This is a genomic window from Enterococcus sp. BWB1-3 (genome assembly GCF_016745275.1).
Taxonomy (GTDB): domain Bacteria; phylum Bacillota; class Bacilli; order Lactobacillales; family Enterococcaceae; genus Enterococcus_L.
This window is the reverse complement of the sequence record NZ_JADOEP010000006.1, coordinates 120,408-140,400: the sequence shown is the minus strand read 5'-3', so window position 1 is coordinate 140,400 and position 19,993 is coordinate 120,408. Positions and strand designations below refer to the sequence as shown.

At 36.6% G+C, this 19,993-nt stretch carries 20 protein-coding genes and 1 tRNA gene; 10 read left to right on the top strand and 11 right to left on the bottom strand.

Going from position 1 to position 19,993, the window contains the following annotated elements; translation table 11 throughout:
* Positions 1-453 precede the first annotated feature (453 nt).
* The 3 genes from IW492_RS06800 (at position 454) to IW492_RS06790 (ending at position 2,846) form a co-directional block, all read left to right on the top strand.
* Entirely contained in the window at positions 454-1,629 is a 1,176-nt protein-coding gene (locus IW492_RS06800) for a C47 family peptidase (protein ID WP_202066825.1), read from the top strand.
* Positions 1,630-1,634: 5 nt separating this feature from the next.
* A complete protein-coding gene (locus IW492_RS06795; RefSeq protein WP_202066824.1) occupies positions 1,635-2,006 on the top strand; it encodes a hypothetical protein in 372 nt (123 codons plus the stop codon).
* A 372-nt stretch (positions 2,007-2,378) separates the two neighbouring features.
* Positions 2,379-2,846, top strand: coding sequence for a DUF5626 family protein (locus tag IW492_RS06790; RefSeq protein ID WP_202066823.1), 468 nt, complete (start codon positions 2,379-2,381; stop codon positions 2,844-2,846).
* Here the strand turns inward: IW492_RS06790 and IW492_RS06785 are convergent.
* Positions 2,843-3,370, bottom strand: coding sequence for a helix-turn-helix domain-containing protein (locus tag IW492_RS06785; RefSeq protein WP_202066822.1), 528 nt, complete (start codon positions 3,368-3,370; stop codon positions 2,843-2,845). The genes IW492_RS06790 and IW492_RS06785 overlap by 4 nt on opposite strands.
* A gap of 204 nt (positions 3,371-3,574) precedes the next feature.
* On the opposite strand from IW492_RS06785, the gene IW492_RS06780 reads away from it, so the two are divergent.
* On the top strand, positions 3,575-4,090 hold the full coding sequence (locus IW492_RS06780) for a hypothetical protein (RefSeq protein ID WP_202066821.1): 516 nt from the start codon (positions 3,575-3,577) through the stop codon (positions 4,088-4,090).
* 61 nt (positions 4,091-4,151) lie between these two features.
* Complete coding sequence (locus IW492_RS06775; RefSeq protein ID WP_202066820.1) at positions 4,152-4,322, top strand: hypothetical protein; 171 nt, start codon at positions 4,152-4,154, stop codon at positions 4,320-4,322.
* Between the two features lie 493 nt (positions 4,323-4,815).
* On the opposite strand, the gene IW492_RS06770 is transcribed toward IW492_RS06775, so the two are convergent.
* On the bottom strand, positions 4,816-5,859 hold the full coding sequence (locus IW492_RS06770; RefSeq protein WP_202066819.1) for a hypothetical protein: 1,044 nt from the start codon (positions 5,857-5,859) through the stop codon (positions 4,816-4,818).
* A 292-nt stretch (positions 5,860-6,151) separates the two neighbouring features.
* Here IW492_RS06770 and IW492_RS06765 point away from each other — a divergent pair, with 292 nt between their 5' ends.
* On the top strand, positions 6,152-6,529 hold the full coding sequence (locus IW492_RS06765; RefSeq protein ID WP_330927538.1) for a tyrosine-type recombinase/integrase: 378 nt from the start codon (positions 6,152-6,154) through the stop codon (positions 6,527-6,529).
* A gap of 143 nt (positions 6,530-6,672) precedes the next feature.
* Here IW492_RS06765 and IW492_RS06760 read toward each other — a convergent pair.
* From IW492_RS06760 to IW492_RS06745, 4 genes are all read right to left on the bottom strand, one after another.
* Positions 6,673-6,745: transfer RNA gene (locus IW492_RS06760), tRNA-Lys, on the bottom strand.
* Positions 6,746-6,967: 222 nt separating this feature from the next.
* Positions 6,968-7,102: a FeoB-associated Cys-rich membrane protein gene (locus tag IW492_RS06755; RefSeq protein WP_202066818.1), complete on the bottom strand. Its 135-nt coding sequence runs from the start codon at positions 7,100-7,102 to the stop codon at positions 6,968-6,970.
* A gap of 3 nt (positions 7,103-7,105) precedes the next feature.
* Positions 7,106-9,256, bottom strand: a complete 2,151-nt coding sequence (gene feoB, locus IW492_RS06750; protein WP_202066817.1) for a ferrous iron transport protein B — start codon at positions 9,254-9,256, stop codon at positions 7,106-7,108.
* A complete protein-coding gene (locus IW492_RS06745; protein WP_202066816.1) occupies positions 9,257-9,727 on the bottom strand; it encodes a ferrous iron transport protein A in 471 nt (156 codons plus the stop codon).
* A 1,140-nt stretch (positions 9,728-10,867) separates the two neighbouring features.
* Here IW492_RS06745 and nrdH point away from each other — a divergent pair.
* The 4 genes from nrdH to nrdF all read left to right on the top strand — a co-directional run bounded on the left by nrdH (position 10,868) and on the right by nrdF (position 14,991).
* Positions 10,868-11,089 (top strand): glutaredoxin-like protein NrdH, encoded by a 222-nt coding sequence (gene nrdH, locus IW492_RS06740; protein WP_202066815.1) that lies wholly within the window; start codon positions 10,868-10,870, stop codon positions 11,087-11,089.
* A 2-nt stretch (positions 11,090-11,091) separates the two neighbouring features.
* Positions 11,092-11,469, top strand: coding sequence for a class Ib ribonucleoside-diphosphate reductase assembly flavoprotein NrdI (nrdI, locus tag IW492_RS06735; protein WP_202066814.1), 378 nt, complete (start codon positions 11,092-11,094; stop codon positions 11,467-11,469).
* Positions 11,450-13,609: a class 1b ribonucleoside-diphosphate reductase subunit alpha gene (gene nrdE, locus IW492_RS06730; protein ID WP_202066813.1), complete on the top strand. Its 2,160-nt coding sequence runs from the start codon at positions 11,450-11,452 to the stop codon at positions 13,607-13,609. The genes nrdI and nrdE overlap by 20 nt, the downstream gene beginning before the upstream one ends.
* A gap of 419 nt (positions 13,610-14,028) precedes the next feature.
* A complete protein-coding gene (nrdF, locus tag IW492_RS06725) occupies positions 14,029-14,991 on the top strand; it encodes a class 1b ribonucleoside-diphosphate reductase subunit beta (RefSeq protein WP_202066812.1) in 963 nt (320 codons plus the stop codon).
* Positions 14,992-15,099: 108 nt separating this feature from the next.
* On the opposite strand, the gene IW492_RS06720 is transcribed toward nrdF, so the two are convergent.
* The 5 genes from IW492_RS06720 to IW492_RS06700 form a co-directional block, all read right to left on the bottom strand.
* Positions 15,100-15,762, bottom strand: coding sequence for an HAD family hydrolase (locus IW492_RS06720; protein WP_202066811.1), 663 nt, complete (start codon positions 15,760-15,762; stop codon positions 15,100-15,102).
* Between the two features lie 215 nt (positions 15,763-15,977).
* Positions 15,978-16,136 (bottom strand): hypothetical protein, encoded by a 159-nt coding sequence (locus tag IW492_RS06715; RefSeq protein WP_202066810.1) that lies wholly within the window; start codon positions 16,134-16,136, stop codon positions 15,978-15,980.
* 204 nt (positions 16,137-16,340) lie between these two features.
* Positions 16,341-17,087 carry a tyrosine-protein phosphatase gene (locus tag IW492_RS06710; RefSeq protein ID WP_202066809.1) on the bottom strand — a complete coding sequence of 249 codons (747 nt, stop codon included), beginning with the start codon at positions 17,085-17,087 and terminating at the stop codon, positions 16,341-16,343.
* A 176-nt stretch (positions 17,088-17,263) separates the two neighbouring features.
* Positions 17,264-17,965 (bottom strand): glucosamine-6-phosphate deaminase, encoded by a 702-nt coding sequence (nagB, locus tag IW492_RS06705; RefSeq protein WP_202066808.1) that lies wholly within the window; start codon positions 17,963-17,965, stop codon positions 17,264-17,266.
* An 828-nt stretch (positions 17,966-18,793) separates the two neighbouring features.
* Positions 18,794-19,978, bottom strand: coding sequence for an LCP family glycopolymer transferase (locus tag IW492_RS06700; RefSeq protein WP_202066807.1), 1,185 nt, complete (start codon positions 19,976-19,978; stop codon positions 18,794-18,796).
* Positions 19,979-19,993 lie beyond the last annotated feature (15 nt).

Below are 19,993 nucleotides of genomic sequence, written 5' to 3'. Positions count from 1 at the left end.
ATCGAGAAGCAAGAACAGTGGCATTTCATTTGTATCGATTCATTCGAGGAATGGCACGACTGTTGGCAGATGATCATTGCATCCTCCGCTACTTTACTAGTCGAAGAAAGTCTTCTAATGTAAAACAGTTAGAACTTTTTCCGTGAATGAAGCAACCGAATAGAAAAAAGTCCGTTTTAGAAGGGGCTTGTTTTCCCATGCTTAAGAATAAATTTTTTCATTCGATTGCTTCTTAGAAGGGGGAGTAACTTTTAATAACAACTTTTCTCTTTATTCCTTTCATATTTGGGTAAATTCAAACTAACGCATTATTGAACTATTAATGACATTATGATAGTATTTATTTATAGAATAGTTTGAATTTTCTGAAAATAAAAAAATAGGAGGAGAAAGGAGTAATAATTAATATATTTAAGCTATCCTAAAAAAATAAAATGGAGAGGTATTCCATTAATGTGTATTAAGAAAAAATTGGCAACAATTATGATTATCGTTTCAGGGATTTTTGTTTCCGCTTTTATTTTTGAAAACAGGGCTTATGCTGCCAACAATGAGACTGAACTAGAGGTACAATCACCATCAATAGATGATGATGTTAGAGCGTACGCTTCAAATACTCTTCAATTCTCTTTGCAATCTTATATTCAAGTTACAGAAAACAGGTTGATAAAATCAGGGGAATACAAATTATCTGAGCCGTTTTCCTTGGTAAGCGTTGATAATGAAGAGACTACTTCTATTTACCCCGTAATCGGTTCCAATGGTATTGAATATACTTTCTTTGTTAATTATACAGAGGATGGACAATTTTCAAGTAAGCTAACTAAACTTTTAGTTAATGAACTAAATGATTTAATGCAAAACACAGAAAACTGCACCTTTATATTTTTCGAAAAATCTGGAAGTATTTATTCTGAAACCTCAGGAATAGTAGATATGATCTATGAAAATCCAGATCCACAATCCGAATCTCTACCTGCTGAAAAAGTAGAACAAGAAATTCTTGATGTAAAAGACGAGACAGTTTTAGAAACTATTAAACTAGATGAAAATCTTACGCCAATCAATCCTACAGTAAGTCGAACTAGTAGAAGTGTTACTAACAACAGTGCCTTAACAATGATTGATTGGTCAATCACTCAAACACAAGGTAGCGAGCCTCTATGTGCTGCTTATGCAGTAGCAATGATTCTTAACAACAAAAATGATAAGCGACCAACCGCCGTTTCTGACATAACAGCATGGGCGACTAATTCAAAAATTGATTATAGTAGAGGTTTTACTGAAGCCCAAATGATTCAATATGCAAATTCCAGAGGTGTATATCCTTATTTTGTAAACGGTATTCTTTCTAGACAAGATATTAACACTCAAATTTTAAGAAGCAATGCCATATATGCTAGATGGTACAGAGATGTTGGTGATGGAACACGCGGTTACCATGCTATTGATATAATTGGTATAATCAGACAACCTATAATGTTTGACTCAGGTGAAAATGTTGGCTATTTAGTATGGAATCCTTGGTATAATTACACTGAAATGGTAGATGCAAATAATCCTAACAGCATAAGTTATTCAGTACCAGGAAGAACTTATAAATGGTTTCAAACCATGACTAATTGGTAGAAAAAATGAAGAAAAAAAAAATCATTATTCCAATATTTCTAGTTGTATTCGCACTAGCTTTGTTAATAGTTTTTTCTGTTTATTCTGGTAACAATTCGAATAAATTGAGTACATTAGATGGAAAATGGGCTTCTACAGAAGACAACAACATCATAGTGATAAGCTCTTCTAACTCTGATCTTACTGCTACTATCGGTGATAATGAGATTCAAGCCCTGTTTAAAGAAATTTTAAACGAAGAATATATCTTCAATGTAGATGATTTACGTATTTCCATTTATCAAGTTGATACATCAACAATTTCTTTTTCATTATCAACTACTAAAGATGGTTATACAGGAGATTCTAAACCTAGTTTTTACACTAAAGTAAACTAATAGCAGCACCATCACTAGTAACCTAACTTAAATAGTCGTTAACATTAAAAAAAGTGAGTAACCGTAAAGGCTGCTCACTTTTTTTTGAAAGTGCACATTCAATTTCTAGAAATTATAAACAAAAATTCAAAGGAATGTGAATATGATACTAAAAAAATAAGCTGATTATACTATTAATTAGTAGTCAAAAAATATAGTTATTACAAGTTCGATTTTCTTTCAGACCTTCGTTTTTAAGAATCTACATCTCCCCTAATATTCTTGCCAATACTGTTAAGCAACTATGCGTTGACACACTGTAAACAGAACGGTGCTTTCCTTTATATCCCTTCTTTTGTACTGTTAAATTATAAAGAACGAGGAGTGATAATAATGAAAAAAGTGTTAATTTTAGGAGTTTCAGTATTTTTTTGCATTGTTGGTAACAGCTCAGCTTCCCATGCTGGAAAAGAGCAAGAATCAGTTACCTATTCGCTATACAACACACAAAAGCAGATTTCCAGCATTGTCACGGAAAAAGGAGAAACGCTAATTATTACTATAGAAAAAGAGCCCACTCTTTTTCGAGCGTTGGGAAATGGTACGTATACCGTTTCAACAGCAAGGAAGGGCTCCTGGAAAGCCAGTTATCAGGTGATTGTAAAAAATAACTCAATTACTTCAACAAAAAACGCAAGCGCTACTGCTATCTCCGGTTCATTTACTCGTAAATCTTTGCGAATTGACCATTCAAAACAAGCAACCTACTATTTAAAAAGAAAGGTAGGAACATCTACAACAAATATCAAATTTCGCGCAACAATCAATAGCTCTAACTTGAATGTTTCGGTTCTCACTTAGGACTCCGGCATATAATTTACTTCAATTTTTTGATCCCACAAAAGATAGTCACCAATCATAATAAATGTGAAATATAAATTAATCAGAAAGCAGCATACACTTACAACATTAATTAGTCTGTAAAATGTGTTGCTTTTTTTATTTCGTTTCATAATAATTGGCGCAAGTAATAATCCTAATGGCGCTGCTACAGACAAACCGATGACAGCAATTAACAAAAGTAATCCTTCATCTTTTTCTCCTCTTCCTGGATCATGCATCCAGTCCAATTTTCTACGATATTCTTCTATCGTTTCATTATTTTCTTCAATTTTTTGTTTCAATACTTCATTTTCCTGAAGCAGTTCATCTATTGAAACTTCGTAAATTTGGCTGAGTAAAATTAAATTATCAATATCTGGGTAACCTTTTCCAGTCTCCCATTTAGAAACAGATTGGCGAGAAACATTTAATTGAGCTGCAACTGTCGCTTGTGAAAGGCCTTTATTTTCTCTATGTAAACGTAATCTTTCGGCTAAAGCCATTTGTATTCTCCTCTCAACTATTATACTTCATCATACGATATCTTAAATTGAAAAACCACCAGTTGGTAGTTTACATTGTGACAACTTATGGTTGCTCAGATAGTCGCAACCACCAGTTGTCACGATGTAAACTAATAGCTTCTTACCAAAATAACTTCTTTATGTGATTCTAATGACATATTAAAAAGAAAGAAGGGTTTATTTATGAAAATGAGAATAGTAAAATTATTTATTTCGTTAACAATGGTGGTAGGCATTTGTATTTCTCCCTATACAATTTCGTTATCTTTTAACCATGCTGAATTGATCAAAACAGAAGCGAATGCTGCGGCAAAATATCCTACTGGTTGGACTGCAAATAATAGAGATAGTTATACTAAAAGTAAAAAAATGAAAAAAGCTGTTAAAACTGCTATGGTTGCGGCATTCGCCTCTATTATTACAGGAGGCGGTTCCACTGCGAAAGATATTGCAAAATGGACAATTACAGCCGTACTTGGTCAATTTTATGTAAATACGGATACTGAAGATATCTTGATTGAAGTAAAATACTCTTTTAGAGAATTAGGACCCAGTCGCGTAGATAAAAATACAGGATTGCGACTCGGAAATTATGAAAATAAGAAAGTTGTAACTACTTACAGAGTTAAAGGAAAGAGTAAATCTAAGTTAGGTTCAAAGACTTATACTATGAAAACAACCCAAGTCTATGCATTTTAAAGCAAATATAGTAAAATTAACTATACTTTAAATTTTTATCGTCGGGAGTTGATTAATTATTATGCAGAAAAAAGGAATACGTTATTTATTATATTTTATTATTATATTAGCAGGAGTTTATATATTTGTTGAAAATGGAGATTTTATAAAATCATTTATAATAGCTGTAACAGCGACGATTTTAGGTGCTCTACTAGATTTATTATTTTCTAAAAATAATAATACTGAGTAAATAACGCTGTAAACATTTCTGTATAAGTTATTTTCCTTTAAAGAAAGTCGATTAATTGCTTTTTTTTAAAATATCACAGGAAAATCAAGTATCTAGGGGTACCTGCCGGAATTTGATATTTTTGTACGGTAGGGAAACATTGTGAATTTTCCATATATAGTTCTCTACTTTTTTATTTTATCCTTCCCTAAAACCCTCGTTTTCGAGAAGTAGCATTTTGATTATACAAGTCAAGTCTCCAGGATTGTACTGATCTTGGAGACTCCCTACTTAAATCCAACTTTTATCGTCGTTCGACATAAAAAACTCCTTTCGATTTGATAACGGTTAGTAGCCCTTATCTAGTATACCGAAAGGAGTTTTATCGCTAAAGCTACTTCTTCCACGCGCACTACACGTGTTTTTTTGTTCCAATCACTTTAGTGATTGAAACCGACTAAAGTCATTAACAAAAAAGCTAGCAAAGATTTTCATCTTCACTAGCTCACATTTTCTATTTTACTTCTTCATATCCATATCCTTGCATCAATTTTATAACTGAATCTAACGAATAAGTATCATCGTAAGTATTCTCATACTCTTTTATATCAGCCAAATTTACTTTTTTCTCTTCATCAAGAATTAAATCCGTATATCCATAAATTGATGTGAATGTTCTATTTAACTTGTCACCAGAACTATTATACTCTTTTACAGTATATACCCCGACTAAAGTACCATCAGTTGAACTTGTAGTATACCACGAACTATCCGAATCCGTTTCATTATCAAACTGTCTATACATTGTTTTTTCTAACTTAACTTCATACTTATATATCCAACCTTCCTTATATTTTCGATTTATCCCTTCTGCGATAAATTGAGATATGTCATCATAATTAGATATATCTTTTGCATTAGTTGCGACTTCCTCTAGTCCGCTAGCTTTAAATTTCACTTTGCCAGACCCCGAAAGAATGTACCCATTTGTAATCAGCCTTTCTTTTGAATCATCATCTAAAGATACTTCAACCACGTCACCGTTACTAATTTTTCCATCACTATCTACTTCAAATGACAAGTTATTCAACGGTTCTTTAAAAGTTGTATCAATTTTTACAGTACCTTTACCACTTGAACCATTAAAGTTCACTACTACCTTCTTCTCAATTTCTTCATCAGATAATTCATTAGGTTTTTCTAAGTTTTCAACAGTAAACTCTCTTTTTCCACCTTTTATCTTAGAATTTTTTTCATCCTTTACATTTACTGTTACAGATATCTTATCCCCATTAGATAGGTTTTCTGATTTATCTACATCTAAAGTTAAACCTTCTAACAATCCATTGACTTCATTTTTCTTTTCATCATTTAATGAAGAATAATCACCATAGACATCTTGTATTAATTTTTCAGAATTAATACTTTCGTAAACTTTCCCTACTGAATCATATCCAGAAAAATTTACTTCCAAATATTCAATAGCATCCTTCTTTGAAGTACATCCTACTAAAAATAAACAAGATAGAATCAACATATTTTTTAACAATTTAACCAATTTAAAACCACTCCTAATATTTTTTTCTAATTATTAGTATATCATTTCAATCATGTATTTTCTACACATTTAAGGGAATCGCCAATAGACTGTTCTAAAATTTGCCAGAGATCTAGGAGTCCAATTTTCTGTTGCACTCACAAGACCAGAGCCACCCGAGGGGAAATGATTGCATTAACATGGAAAGATATCGACTTTGACAGAAGCGAAATAAAAGTAAATAAGACCGCATCATTGATTAAAGGGTTATATATCACAACAGAACCCAAAACAACAAATAGCCAACCGTTTCGTGACAATTAACAGCAATCTATTAGAAAGATTAAAGAAATGGAAAACGGATCAACCACAATTTTTACTTGACCATTTTCAAAATTTTGATCCGGACACACTTCTCGTTTTTCAGTACAACGAAAATCATCCATCAAGAGACTTCTTTAGTAGAAGAATAAAACGGATCATTAAAGAAAATAATTTGAACATTGAGCCGATTCGCTTACATGACTTTCGACACTCTCATGTTGCTTTATTGATCCACAACGGAGAAGAACCGACAGCAATCAAAGAACGATTAGGACACGCTTCTATTACAACAACAATAGACACATACGGTCACTTATATCCAAACAAACAAAAATCTATGAGTGATAAATTAAATAACATTTTTTGAACATTTTCCATCCACTAATTTTTAGTAAGTAGGATTTTTTAGGACTGCTATGTTTTCTTAAACAAAAAAAGAGAATGCGTATTCCATCTTCTAAACGTCCTAAAACGCCGACAGAATACCATTCTCGTGGGTTTGGCACCCAATGGGACGTGAGGGGCTCGAACCCGCGACCCGCTGATTAAGAGTCAGCTGCTCTACCAACTGAGCTAACGTCCCAAATGACACTTACTTATTGTAGCACCTGAAACTTAGTTATTCAAGAAAAATATCAATTAAAATTCAAAGGATTTTAAATCTATTGGAAACAACCGTTTTCAGTGCTGCAGTTCCACATTTTCCAGCATTAATGGTCTCTGATTCTGTATAAAAACAACTGACTGGCAGCAAATTCCAGCTGCTGTTCAGTTGTTTTTTTATCTTCCTTTTATAATAATATTCTTATGTCTGATCCTGTTCCTTTTTCACCGGACAGGTCGTGTGACAGTCCGAACAGTCCTGACCTTTTTTCAATTTAGCGTACACAACATACCCTGCACTGCCAAATATAAGAACAGATAAAATAATTGTTGCCATTTTCTATCCCCTTTCAATAGCCGGTAGAACAGTCAGCACAGGTTCTGCAGATTTTGGCTTTCTTACTAGCAGGTAAACAATTGCAGCGACCAATCCTGCTGCAATAACCGTTCCAATTCCTACAGTTCCCTGTTCAAAAATAATATGCCCAAATTGATAGATGATGAAGCTTACCACATAAGCCAAGCCGCATTGATAGCCGATTGCTCCTGCCAGCCATTTCAAATCAGGCAGCTCACGACGAATTGCTCCGATTGCAGCAAAGCATGGTGCACACAATAAATTAAAGACTAGGAATGAATAAGCAGAGATCGGTGTAAAAGCTCCCTGAAGCACGCTCCAGAATTCCACACCGTTTTCAGATACTTCTTCCAAGTGACCAAACAAAATGCCAAACGTTCCAATTACATTTTCCTTAGCAACCAATCCGGTAATCGTCGCTACAGCTCCCTGCCAATTCCCCCAGCCTAATGGTGCAAAAATCGGTGCAATCAGTCTGCCAAGCCCCGCCAGAATACTTTCTCCGCCTTCCACTTCCTGCATACTGAAAGAGTGCGTTGACGTGAACCAGATAATAATACTGGAAACGAAAATGATTGTTCCTGCTTTTTTAACAAATGCTTTACTTCTATCATAAGAATAACGAAGAACATTTTTTAGATGAGGCATATGGTACGTCGGCAGTTCCATAATAAAGGGTGCCGGATCACCAGAAAAAATCTTTGTTTTCTTTAATGCAATTCCTGAAAGTACTATTGCACCGATCCCCAGAAAATAGGCAGAAGGAGAAACCCAGCTGCTGTTCGGGAAGAATGCGCCGGCAATTAATGCAATAATCGGCAATTTTGCTGAGCATGGCATAAACGTTGTAACCATAATCGTCATATGGCGGTCTTTTTCATTTTCAATCGTTCGACTTGCCATAATCCCCGGTACTCCGCATCCTGTGGCAATCAGCATGGGAATAAAAGATTTTCCGGATAATCCGAATTTTCTAAACATCCGATCCATGACAAATGCAATCCGTGCCATGTATCCGCAGTCTTCCAGAAAACCAAGGCAGAGGAATAAAACTGCCAGTTGCGGAAGGAAACCAAGTACTGCTCCAACTCCGGCAATAATACCCTCTAAAATAAGGCTTTGCATCCAGCCGGCCACCTGCCAGCTCTCTAGTAAAGATTCAACCGTCTCAGGAATAATGGCACCAAACAGTTCCTCATTCACCCAATCGGTCGCCATAACACCAATGGTTTGAATGGACAGATAATAAACCAGCCACATCACAAAAGCAAAAATCGGTAAGGCCAGCCAGCGGTTTGTAACGATACGGTCAATCTTATCACTTAGCTTCAAATTAATTTCATCTTCTTCAATCGCACAGAGTGCAATCAGTTTAGAGATAAATTCATAACGTTCATTAATGACAATCGTTTCACTGTCATCACCAAATAACTTCTCAGTAATTTTGATAATTTCTTCGATCTCATTTCTTTGTGTTTCAGACAATCTCAGCTTAGCCGCAGCTTTTGGATCACGTTCAAATAACTTGATCCCATAAAACCTGGCTTGTTTTTCCGGTACACTTTGTCCCAACACTGCAATGATTTCATTTAAAGCTGCTTCCAGTCTTTTATCATATTGAGGGTAACTAAGGTCTCCGGAAGCTTTCCTAACATGATGCAGTGCTTCTTCAACCGATTTATCCAAATTACGCTTCTTCACCGCACTGATACCAAGCACTTCAGCATCTAAGCTATAAGCCAGTTTCTCAAAATTAATTTTCTTGCCATTTTTTTCAACAATATCCATCATGTTCAGGCTCAAAACAATTGGAATTCCTGTTTCAATTAATTGTGTGGTCAAATATAAGTTTCTTTCCAGATTCGTTGCATCAATAATATTTATAATTACATCCGGATTTTGTTCCAGCAGGTAATCTCTGGCAATTACTTCTTCTGGTGTATAAGGAGACAATGAGTAGATCCCTGGTAAATCATGAAGAATCACTTCTTTATCCTTTTTCCATTTTCCTTCTTTACGCTCCACGGTTACTCCCGGCCAGTTCCCTACATATTGATTTGCTCCGGTCAACCCATTAAAAGCTGTTGTCTTCCCGCTATTGGGATTTCCTGCCAGTGCAATATGATAGCTCATTTAGCCCACCTCTTTCCTTACCAAAACAAGCTCTGCTTCATTTTTTCTAAGGGTTAATTCATAGCCCCGCAAATTAATTTCAATCGGATCTCCCAATGGCGCCCGCTTTCGTATCAAAACATTGACATTTCTCGTCAAGCCCATATCCATCAAGCGGCGACGGACAGCACCTTTCCCGTAAATACTGACCACCTTAACTTTCTCACCAACCTCCAGCTGATCCAAAGACAACCAGGTCTCTTCCTGTTCCTGTTCCTCACCGATGACAACCTGCCTCAAAACAGAGTCATTCAATGCAATACGACTGTTATGAAGAACGATAATCCCATTTCCTTTTGAGTAGCTCACCAAAGCCACTTTCCCTCCAGAAATCAATCCCAAATCACTTAAATGCTTTTTTGAAGATTCTTCAGTGTTAATTTCCTTCACTGTATATACCTTATTTAATTCTGCTTCTATTAGTGTCAGCATCATTCTGCCTCCTTTTTGTGAAAAAGTTTCAACTCTTTATGAATGAAATTGAGAATCATTATCAATAGAATAACGCTTTCACAAAGCGATGTCAATGCTGCTTGTAAGGAATTGAACAATTATTCTCTGCTTCGTTGAAAAAATCGTTCTAAGGTATGTCTAAAAACTATAGAGCAATCAGATATTACCAACACATTTCTCAACAAACACATTTGTATCGAGAATTGAACAAACGTGTCTACTTGGAAAACCGTTGGCATGTCTTGTATGAGCATAAGGCATACGACGAGCATTCGAAGAAGCGTAGGAGCAAGTTCTTGCACGACCTTAAGACATGCGACGAGCATTCGTAGAAGCGTAGGAGCAAGTTCTTGCACGATCTTAAGACATGCGACGAGCATTTGAAGAAGCGTAGGAGCAAGTTCTTGCACGACCTTAAGACATGCGACGAGCATTTGAAGAAGCGTAGGAGCAAGTTCTTGCACGACCTTAAGACATGCGACGAGCATTCGTAGAAGCGTAGGAGCAAGTTCTTGCACGACCTTAAGACATGCGACGAGCATTCGTAGAAGCGTAGGAGCAAGTTCTTGCACGACCTTAAGACATGCGACGAGCATTCGTAGAAGCGCAGAAGCAAACTTTTAATACAGGAATGAATTATTGCTAATTCATCAGATTGTCAGTTCGCATACCATCCACTAGCTGTTCCTGTATCAGTGGAAAATCCTTGTATCTACGAGTCTCACCTTGTTCGATTCTCGATACAAACGCGTCTACTTGGAAAAGTGTTGGCAGTATAGTGCATAAACGAGGCTTTATGACAATGACTTCCACGAAAATATTCACCACTAGAGTTTTCAGACAGAGCCTAATCTTGTGTCCAGAAAGAAACAGACACTATATCTTGTATTTTAGGTGGTAATTTTTTGGCTGAAAATTTTTTATTTCGCCAATTTATAAACAAAAAAAGACCATACTCCACACCAGAACTCTCATAGTTACTGAGTTTCATAAATATTTAAAAAACACAAAACTTTGTGTTCGATAAAAAAACAACCACAATATATAGTACCTAAGTGTTGACTTTTTTTTTAAGAGAATTATACTAGGGAATGTAGATTAATTGAGGAGGAAAAAATTATGAACGTAAAAATCTTTTCTAAAAATAATTGTATTCAATGCAACATGGCAAAACGCTTTTTAAACGAAAATAATATCCCTTTTGAGGAAGTTAATATTGATAATCAACCTGAAATGATTGATTGGTTAAAAGATCAGGGGTATCAAAGTGTTCCTGTCATCACTTCTGATGCAGCTACAGTAGTCGGCTTCCGTCCAGATCAATTGAAACAATTGTCTTAATCATGAAGATAGCCTATTTTAGTGTTACAGGACAGACAAGACGCTTCATAAAAAAATTGGATTTGCCAGCTTATGAAATTGAGCCTGCGAATCCTTTTTTTGAGATAAATGAGCCATTTATTTTAGTTGTTCCTACCTATGACATAGAAATCACAGAAGTTGTAAATGATTTTTTGGATTATAAAACCAACAAGAACAATTTACAGGGAGTAGCTGGCGGTGGTAATCGAAATTTTGCTGAATTATTTGTTTATACTGCAAAAGATATTGCACGAGATTACGACGTACCACTGCTTTTTTCTTTTGAATTTAGCGGTACAAACGAAGATGTTGAATCCTTTAAGAAAGTAGTGAGTGAAATTGAGTCTAAAAGAAATTAAAGATGTCAGCTATTTTAAATTAAATAATGAAATTAATCGCCCGGTAAACGGACAGATTCCATTAAATAAAGATCATGAGGCACTGGAAGCTTTTTTTAAAGAAAATGCTGTACCGAATACAAAAAAATTTGCGAATACCACAGAAAAAATCAACTATTTACTTGAAAACGACTATATTGAACAGGCCTTTATCAAAAAGTATTCAATGGTCTTTATCGAGCGCCTGTATCAGTTTCTTGATGAACAAAATTTTCAATTCAAGTCATTTATGGCTGCTTATAAATTTTACTCTCAGTATGCACTGAAAAACAATGAAGGTACAGAATACCTGGAAAGCTATGAAGATCGTGTAGCATTTAATGCCTTGTATTTTGCTGATGGAGATGAAGAGCTGGCACTGACGCTGGCAGACGAAATGATTCATCAAAGATATCAGCCTGCTACTCCTTCTTTCTTAAATGCAGGAAGACAGCGCCGCGGCGAACTTGTATCGTGTTTCCTGATTCAAGTTACAGATGACATGAACAGCATTGGCCGCTCCATCAACTCAGCGCTGCAGTTGTCACGGATCGGCGGCGGCGTTGGGATTACCCTTTCTAATCTGCGTGAAGCAGGTGCACCAATCAAGGGGTATGAAGGGGCTGCCAGCGGCGTCGTTCCGGTCATGAAATTATTCGAGGACAGCTTCAGCTATTCTAATCAGCTGGGACAGCGTCAAGGTGCCGGTGTTGTCTATCTAAATGTGTTCCATCCGGATATTGAAATGTTTTTATCTACTAAAAAAGAAAATGCGGATGAAAAAATACGTGTAAAAACTTTATCTTTAGGCGTTCTTGTTCCTGATAAATTTTATGAACTGGCTCGTAAAAATGAAGATATGTATTTATTCAGCCCTTATAGTGTAGAAAAAGAATATGGCGTACCTTTCTCTTATATTGATATTACCGAAGAATATGACAAACTGGTTGCCAACCCAAATATTCGCAAAAAGAAAATCAGAGCCCGTGATCTTGAAAATGAAATTTCCAAGCTTCAGCAGGAATCCGGTTACCCTTATGTTGTGAATATTGATACAGCGAACAAACAAAATCCGATTGACGGAAAAATCATTATGAGCAACTTGTGTTCAGAAATCATGCAGGTTCAGACACCGTCTGTAATCAACGGCAAACAGGAATATGAAGTACTGGGAACAGATATCAGCTGTAACCTTGGTTCAACAAATATTGTTAATTTGATGGAAAGCCCTGACTTTGGTAAATCCGTTCGAGCAATGACCCGTGCACTAACATTTGTCACAGACTCTTCTGATATTGACGTTGTACCAACAATTCAAAACGGAAACAAACTAAACCACACCATCGGCTTGGGGGCAATGGGTCTTCATACCTTCTTTGCCAAAAATCATATGGAATACGGTTCAGAAGAATCACTGGACTTTACAAATGTCTACTTCATGCTGTTGAACTACTGGACCTTAGTGGAAAGTAATCAAATTGCCAAAGAATACAAGAAGACATTCCATAACTTTGAAAAATCTGCTTATGCAGACGGTACTTATTTCGAAAAATATATCGATAACAAAATAGCGCCTAAATTTGACAAAGTAAAAGAATTGTTTGGTGACATTTTTGTTCCCACTACAGAAGACTGGAAAGAGCTTCGTGACGCGGTGAAACAAGACGGCTTGTACCACCAAAACCGTTTAGCTGTTGCACCTAACGGATCTATTTCTTATATTAATGATACAAGTGCCAGCATCCATCCAATTACACGAATAATTGAAGAACGTCAGGAAAAGAAAATTGGGAAAATTTATTATCCTGCACCTTACCTTGCAAACGATACGATTCCTTACTACACTTCTGCATACGATATGGATATGCGCAAAGTAATTGACGTTTATGCGACTGCACAGCAGCACGTGGATCAGGGAATGAGTCTGACACTGTTCATGCGTTCTGAAATTCCTGAAGGCTTGTACGACTGGAAAGAAGGAACAAAACAAACGACGAGAGATTTAAATATCCTGCGTCACTATGCGTTCCATAAAGGAATCAAGTCCATCTATTACGTACGGACATTCACAGAAGATTCAGAAGAAATCGGAAGCAATCAGTGCGAAAGCTGTGTCATCTAACAACTTCAAGCTTCCGGTAAAATCAGTTCTTTGAATGATAAATAATCAAGTATTAATATTACCATTAAATTTAAAACATTAACTGAGAGTAGCTCAAGGCTGTGACAGACCTTTCTTATCTTGAGTTGCCAGTTTTACTTATATCCGTACTTTAGCAGAGTAGAATGGTATACGTAGTTTCGATAAATATCCCTTGAATGAAACTAGCTCACTTGATGTAATAGAGCTGTATATGCAACGAAGCGCAGAAGAGTTGCTTTTGTGTCTACAGCTCTCATGTTACTGCAATTCTCAAATCACACAAAGACTGGAATACCGTTTATTCGATTTCAGAAGGCTAGGACATACTAAGGACATAGCATCATCTTGTCTTTCAGTTAATTTTTGGTGAACGAACAGGCAGAAAGGAAGAAGAAATCATGGCAACTTATTATGAAGCGATTAACTGGAATGCAATCGAAGATATCATTGATAAATCAACTTGGGAGAAACTGACAGAACAATTTTGGCTGGACACCCGTATTCCACTGTCAAACGATCTGGATGACTGGCGGACACTGTCTGATATGGAAAAACAAACTGTAGGATACGTGTTTGGCGGATTGACCCTGCTTGATACAGTTCAATCAGAAAGCGGGATGGATCAGCTAAGAAAAGACGTACGGACTCCCCATGAAGAAGCTGTACTGAACAATATTCAGTTTATGGAATCCGTTCACGCGAAAAGCTATTCTTCTATTTTTAGTACACTTAATACAAAAAAAGAAATAGATGATATCTTTGAATGGACCAATACAAATGTCTACCTGCAGAAAAAAGCAGAACGAATCAATGAAATTTATAAACATGGTACTCCTTTAGAGAAAAAAATTGCCAGTGTATTTCTGGAGACATTCCTTTTCTATTCAGGCTTTTATACACCTCTTTACTATCTGGGAAACAATAAACTGCCAAACGTTGCAGAAATCATCAAACTGATCATTCGTGATGAATCAGTTCATGGTACCTATATCGGCTATAAATTTCAGCTTGGATTTAATGAGCTTTCTGAAGAAGAACAGGAAGCAATAAAAGTCTGGATGTATGACTTGCTTTATGAATTATATGAAAATGAAGAAAGGTATACAGAAGAGCTTTATGATGGATTAGGCTGGACTGAAGAAGTAAAAACCTTCCTTCGCTATAATGCCAACAAAGCCTTAATGAACTTGGGAATGGACCCAATGTTTGCAGACACTGCTAACGACGTAAACCCAATTGTTATGAATGGTTTGTCCACCGGTACAAGCAACCATGACTTCTTCTCTCAAGTAGGGAATGGTTACTTGCTTGGACAGGTTGAAGCAATGAAAGACGATGATTATCTGATTGGCATGGAATAAATCTTTCAAATAAATATTGTATATCGAACGATTAAATGAAAACAATAAAAAAATGAGTGAAAAGACATGGTACCTGAAGTACCCCTCTTTTCACTCATTTTTTGAGTTTTACTTTGCTGAAAACCATTCCTGCAAATCTGATAGCTGAATGTCTGAAAAGCTGCGGATAATCTGATCTGCCTTACTCAAGTCTTGCGCAGGATAATCTGGATTTTCAAACCCGACGCAAAACATTCCCGCATTTTTCACAGACAGACTGCCATTCCTTGTATCTTCAAAAGCCAGACAGTTTTTCGGGGCAATCCCTATTTGTCTGGCAGCCTCTAAAAAGACATCCGGTTCTGGTTTGGAATGAGCTACTTCCTCCCCGCTTACCAATGCATCAAAACAGGTAGTAATCCCCAGCTCATTTAGATTATAAATAATTTCCCTTTTTGGAGAAGACGAAGCAACAGCCATTTTTAAGTTGCTTTCAGCTAAATGCCTGACAAAAGAAACTGTATCCTTAATCGGACGAATCCCATCTCTTTTAATCATCGCAGCTCTGCGATCATCCATATCCTGAATATATTCAGCCACAGAACGAGGCAAAGACAGCTCTTTTTTCATTTTCTGCCACATAAATTCAAATGTAGTGCCCATAAACTGGTACTGGTAACTGATGTCCATTGGAAATCCTTCATCTTTCAAAAGCTCTGTTTTTGACTCCAAAAATGTATATTCTGAATCAACCAGAACACCGTCCATATCAAAAATTATTCCCTTAATCATTCGCTTCTCCCCTCTTATTTCTAAAAAATTGATACAGCCTGAATTGGTCATATAACCTTATTCAATTAAGCTCCCACAATCAGCAGTAACAGCAATCTTTAAATATCATCATTTTTCTGCAACTCAGGCTCAGTAATTGTACTGCTTTTTCTTAATAAATAAATCTTATGAATATTCAAAATAGTGTCTTAATAACAGCATAAGCTGAATGCAGATCAGCAGTCTGATAATTCCACCAATACTTCCTGCAGTAGTACACTGATTATTTTAGAAAGACTGCTCGCTACACCGACAATAGCAACTTCTAATACATTCGTAATAGTAATGTTGGATTGTGCCAGCTCTCCCTGAAGGTCAAATAACCAACCCTCCAAACCAAATAATCTAATAATCTAATAATCCGTTCACTTTATTTTAAACCTGCCGGAGAAAATACACCCAATACTATTTTCCCAGCATCCTTTCTGAACTATTCATTATGTTTCATCTGTTTAAACAGACAGATAAACGTAGAAAAAATAAGCGTATTCCTCACACCTTACTTCTTCTACGTTTCCCTGACAAACTAAATATTCCAGCTATTCAGCATACAGATGATTTAATAACTGAATATCATTTTTGCTTAATTTCAGCACATCTTTTGTATAGCTCTGAATGTCGCCAAAGTGCTGATCAATCAGCTGGTAGGCACGATCCAGATATTCTTTTTTCACTTCCATGGCAACTTTCATTCCTGCCAGTTGCTCAGGAGACAACCCTTTTGCGGCTGCCTCTGCCAAAAACAATTCATTGGGCTTTTGCCGCTGTACATTTGTTTCTAAGTAATCAACATAAATCGACTCTCTTGGCACATCCAACAGCTCCAGCGTTAATGCTGCAGCAACACCTGTACGATCCTTACCTGCAAAACAATGGAAAAGAACGCTGCCTTTTTCTATAGAAAGCAGCTCAGAAAAATATTTTCTGTATCCTTCCTGTGCTCCATCATTCAAAATCAAGTTCTCATAGATCTCAATCATATGTCTGTCAACCGCTCCGATATCAGCAACATCAAAAAGGTCCTCCATGCTCGCATCATGGTGAACGTCTTTCATGATATCAATCCACTGATAAGAAACATTGTTCAGCTGATCATCCGGTCGAGTAGTGATTTCTTTCTCGCCTCTCAAATCAATGATCTTTACCAGCTCATGTTCATGAAGGGCATCCAAACTTTTTTTATTCAGCTGATACACTTCTCCAGATCTTAATAAACGATTTTTTTTTACCATTTTACCGGTATTTGTTTGAATACCGCCTAACTGCCTAAAATTTGCTAAATTCATAGAACCTCCTTAGATACTGACTAAACGATGATTTAGTGATATTTTAATAGAAAAATTTCTATTTATTCAATTTTTCAGAAATACTTTAACCTATATGTTCATTATAACACTAATTTTTCGAGAAAATGAGATGAAAAAAAACCACTGTAAAATTTTACAGCAGTCATTGAAATTAATTATAATTTTGATGCAGCAGCTTCGTCAATAATTACAACTACATCTGAATGATTTTGCAAAGCACTTGCCGGCATATCAATAGTTACGGGTCCATCAATCATTCCTTTAACAGCATCCGCTTTTGCTTCACCATAAGCCATTAAAATCATTTTCTTCCCTTTCATGATTGAACCGATCCCCATTGAAACTGCAGTTGTCGGTACATCCTCTACTTTATCAAAATAGCGTTTGTTCGCATTGATTGTAGATTCTGTCAGCTGAACAACATGAGTCAAGCTATCCAAAGGAGTTCCAGGTTCGTTAAAGCCGATATGCCCATTTTGACCAATCCCTAAAATTTGAATATCAACAGGATGGCTGTCGATAATCCCTTCATAACGCTCGCATTCAGCAGTTAAATCTTCTGCTTTTCCATTAGGAACATAGGTTGCTTTAAATGGTTTTTTATTAAACAGTTTTTCATTCATAAAATGACGGTAGCTTTGATCATCGCTTTCACCAAGTCCAACATACTCATCCAAATTAATAGAAGTCATTTCAGAAAAATCCAAATTGCTTTCCACCATTTCTTTATATAAAGTTTCCGGTGTACTTCCAGTTGCCAACCCTAACACTTTTGCTCCAGCATCCATACCTTCTTTGATCAATTCAAACGCTTTTTTTCCGCCTTCTTCTGCATTTGCCACACGAATAATTTTCATGATCGATTGTCCCCTTTAACATTCCGAATTTTGGTATAGTCCAATTATAGCATGTTTCCTTTCTAATTACCACTAGAAGAAAATAAAAAAATGATTAAAGTGAAGAGATTCACTGAGCTTTTAAGGTGCTATTTGAAGACCGCTTATTTACGGACTATAGAAAATGTCACACCCTATAAAAATAGGAAAAATAGTGATTCGGATTTGCGACATTAGTATGCCTCAGACCCTTAAAACTGAATAAACAGTGTTCCAGTCTTTGTATGATTCGAGCATTCCAAGAAGCGTAGGAGCAAAGCCCCTACATTCTTCGAGGATCGGAACGAAGTCCTTCAATTCTTAGCGGCTCTGCCGTTTAGAAATTGATGAGATCGAAACGAAGTGTAGTGTAATGTAGTGAGAACTGTAGGCGCAGAAAAATGGATACAGTGTAATATTTTGTCTTGAGAATCGTTAGACTCGTAGAAACAGCAATTCTTCTACTCTCCGCTGCGCATACAGTTCTACTACATCAAGTGAGCTGGTTTTATTCAAGGAATCCTTATCGAAACTACACATCCCCTTCTGCTAAAGTACTGATATAAGCAGAAGCGGCAAAGTAGAACTAGCACTTGCCGGTCCTAAACTATGCTGCGTTGCCAGTTCCGTTTATGCGGGAGCACGGAGAAGCTTTGTCACAACCTCAGTTGCCAACCCTCGCCGTCATTTGCAGTTTTAAAACATCAGGATTAATCATTCCACTCTATCCAATGACATAAAAAAGAAGCAGCTGATGAATCAGTGCTTCTTCATTACTTCACTTTAACTGACAGTATCTTACTCCAAAGGTCAATAACCTGCAGATTCCGGTACATAGTCCGAATTGATTTCGTAGCTTGGTGTTGTCGGTTCCTCAATCGGTGTTGACTCCGCATAGCCCTGATCTACATTTCCCTGAGCTGTGTAGCCATAGTCCTGACTATAGCCCGTTGTTCCTGGGTCAGCATAACCTGAATCATAATAATCAGCATCACCAGTATAGCCTGTGCCTGAATTCACGGCATAAACAGAAAGCTTCTCAGTCAACTCGGCAAGCATCGCATCATTTGGAGCCAAGCCCAACTGCGCACGCAATTTTGTCTGTACATCAAACAGATTGTCAGCATTCAAAATTTGGTAAGAACCACCATCAATTTCTTCTGTTTGTGTTTCCAGCTGAAGAGATTCAATCGTTCCAAATGAATTCATGTATTTCTTTTGAATGTCAATCATATCATCCCAGGTCAAGTCAGTTTTCACATTATCCTTAACTGCATTTAAAATACTCTTGTATTGAGTCACACCGCTAAAGCTCAGAACTTTATTAACGATTTTCTCAACTACTTCCCGCTGACGTTTTTGACGGCCTATATCGCCTTCTGGATCATCGTAACGGTAACGGGCATACGCCAAACCAGTTTCACCATTTAACGTCATTGGACCTTTAGGCAAATTAATCCCATCAAGCTCTGTATCATAAGGGTTATCCACATCGATTCCGCCAACAGCATCAATCAAATCTTTTAACCCTTTCATGTTAATGGATACATAGTTATCGATTGGAATATCCAAAAGATTTTCAACTGTGTCAATCGTCATTTTTGCGCCGCCATAAGCATACGCATGATTTAGTTTGTCTGTCGTATCATTTCCTACCAGTTCCGTCAAAGTATCCCGACTTAAACTAAGGATAGTAGACTTATTTTCTTTAGGATTAATTGTTACGACCATCATTGTATCCGATCGACCGCCATCTTCTTCTGTTCTGCCGAGGTCCCCATTATCGATTCCCATCAGCAATACAGAGAATGGTTCCTGAGCATCAATACTCACGGCGACCTCTCTTTTTGTTGACACCCGTTCGATTGATTCATATACATCTGTCACCGTACTGCTGGCATCAGAATAGATTTTCAGTCCATAGGCACAGATTCCGGCGATCATTATAAAAACCAAGCCCAAGAACGACAGTACTAGTTTTTTCCATAAATTCATAAGACACTTCCTCAT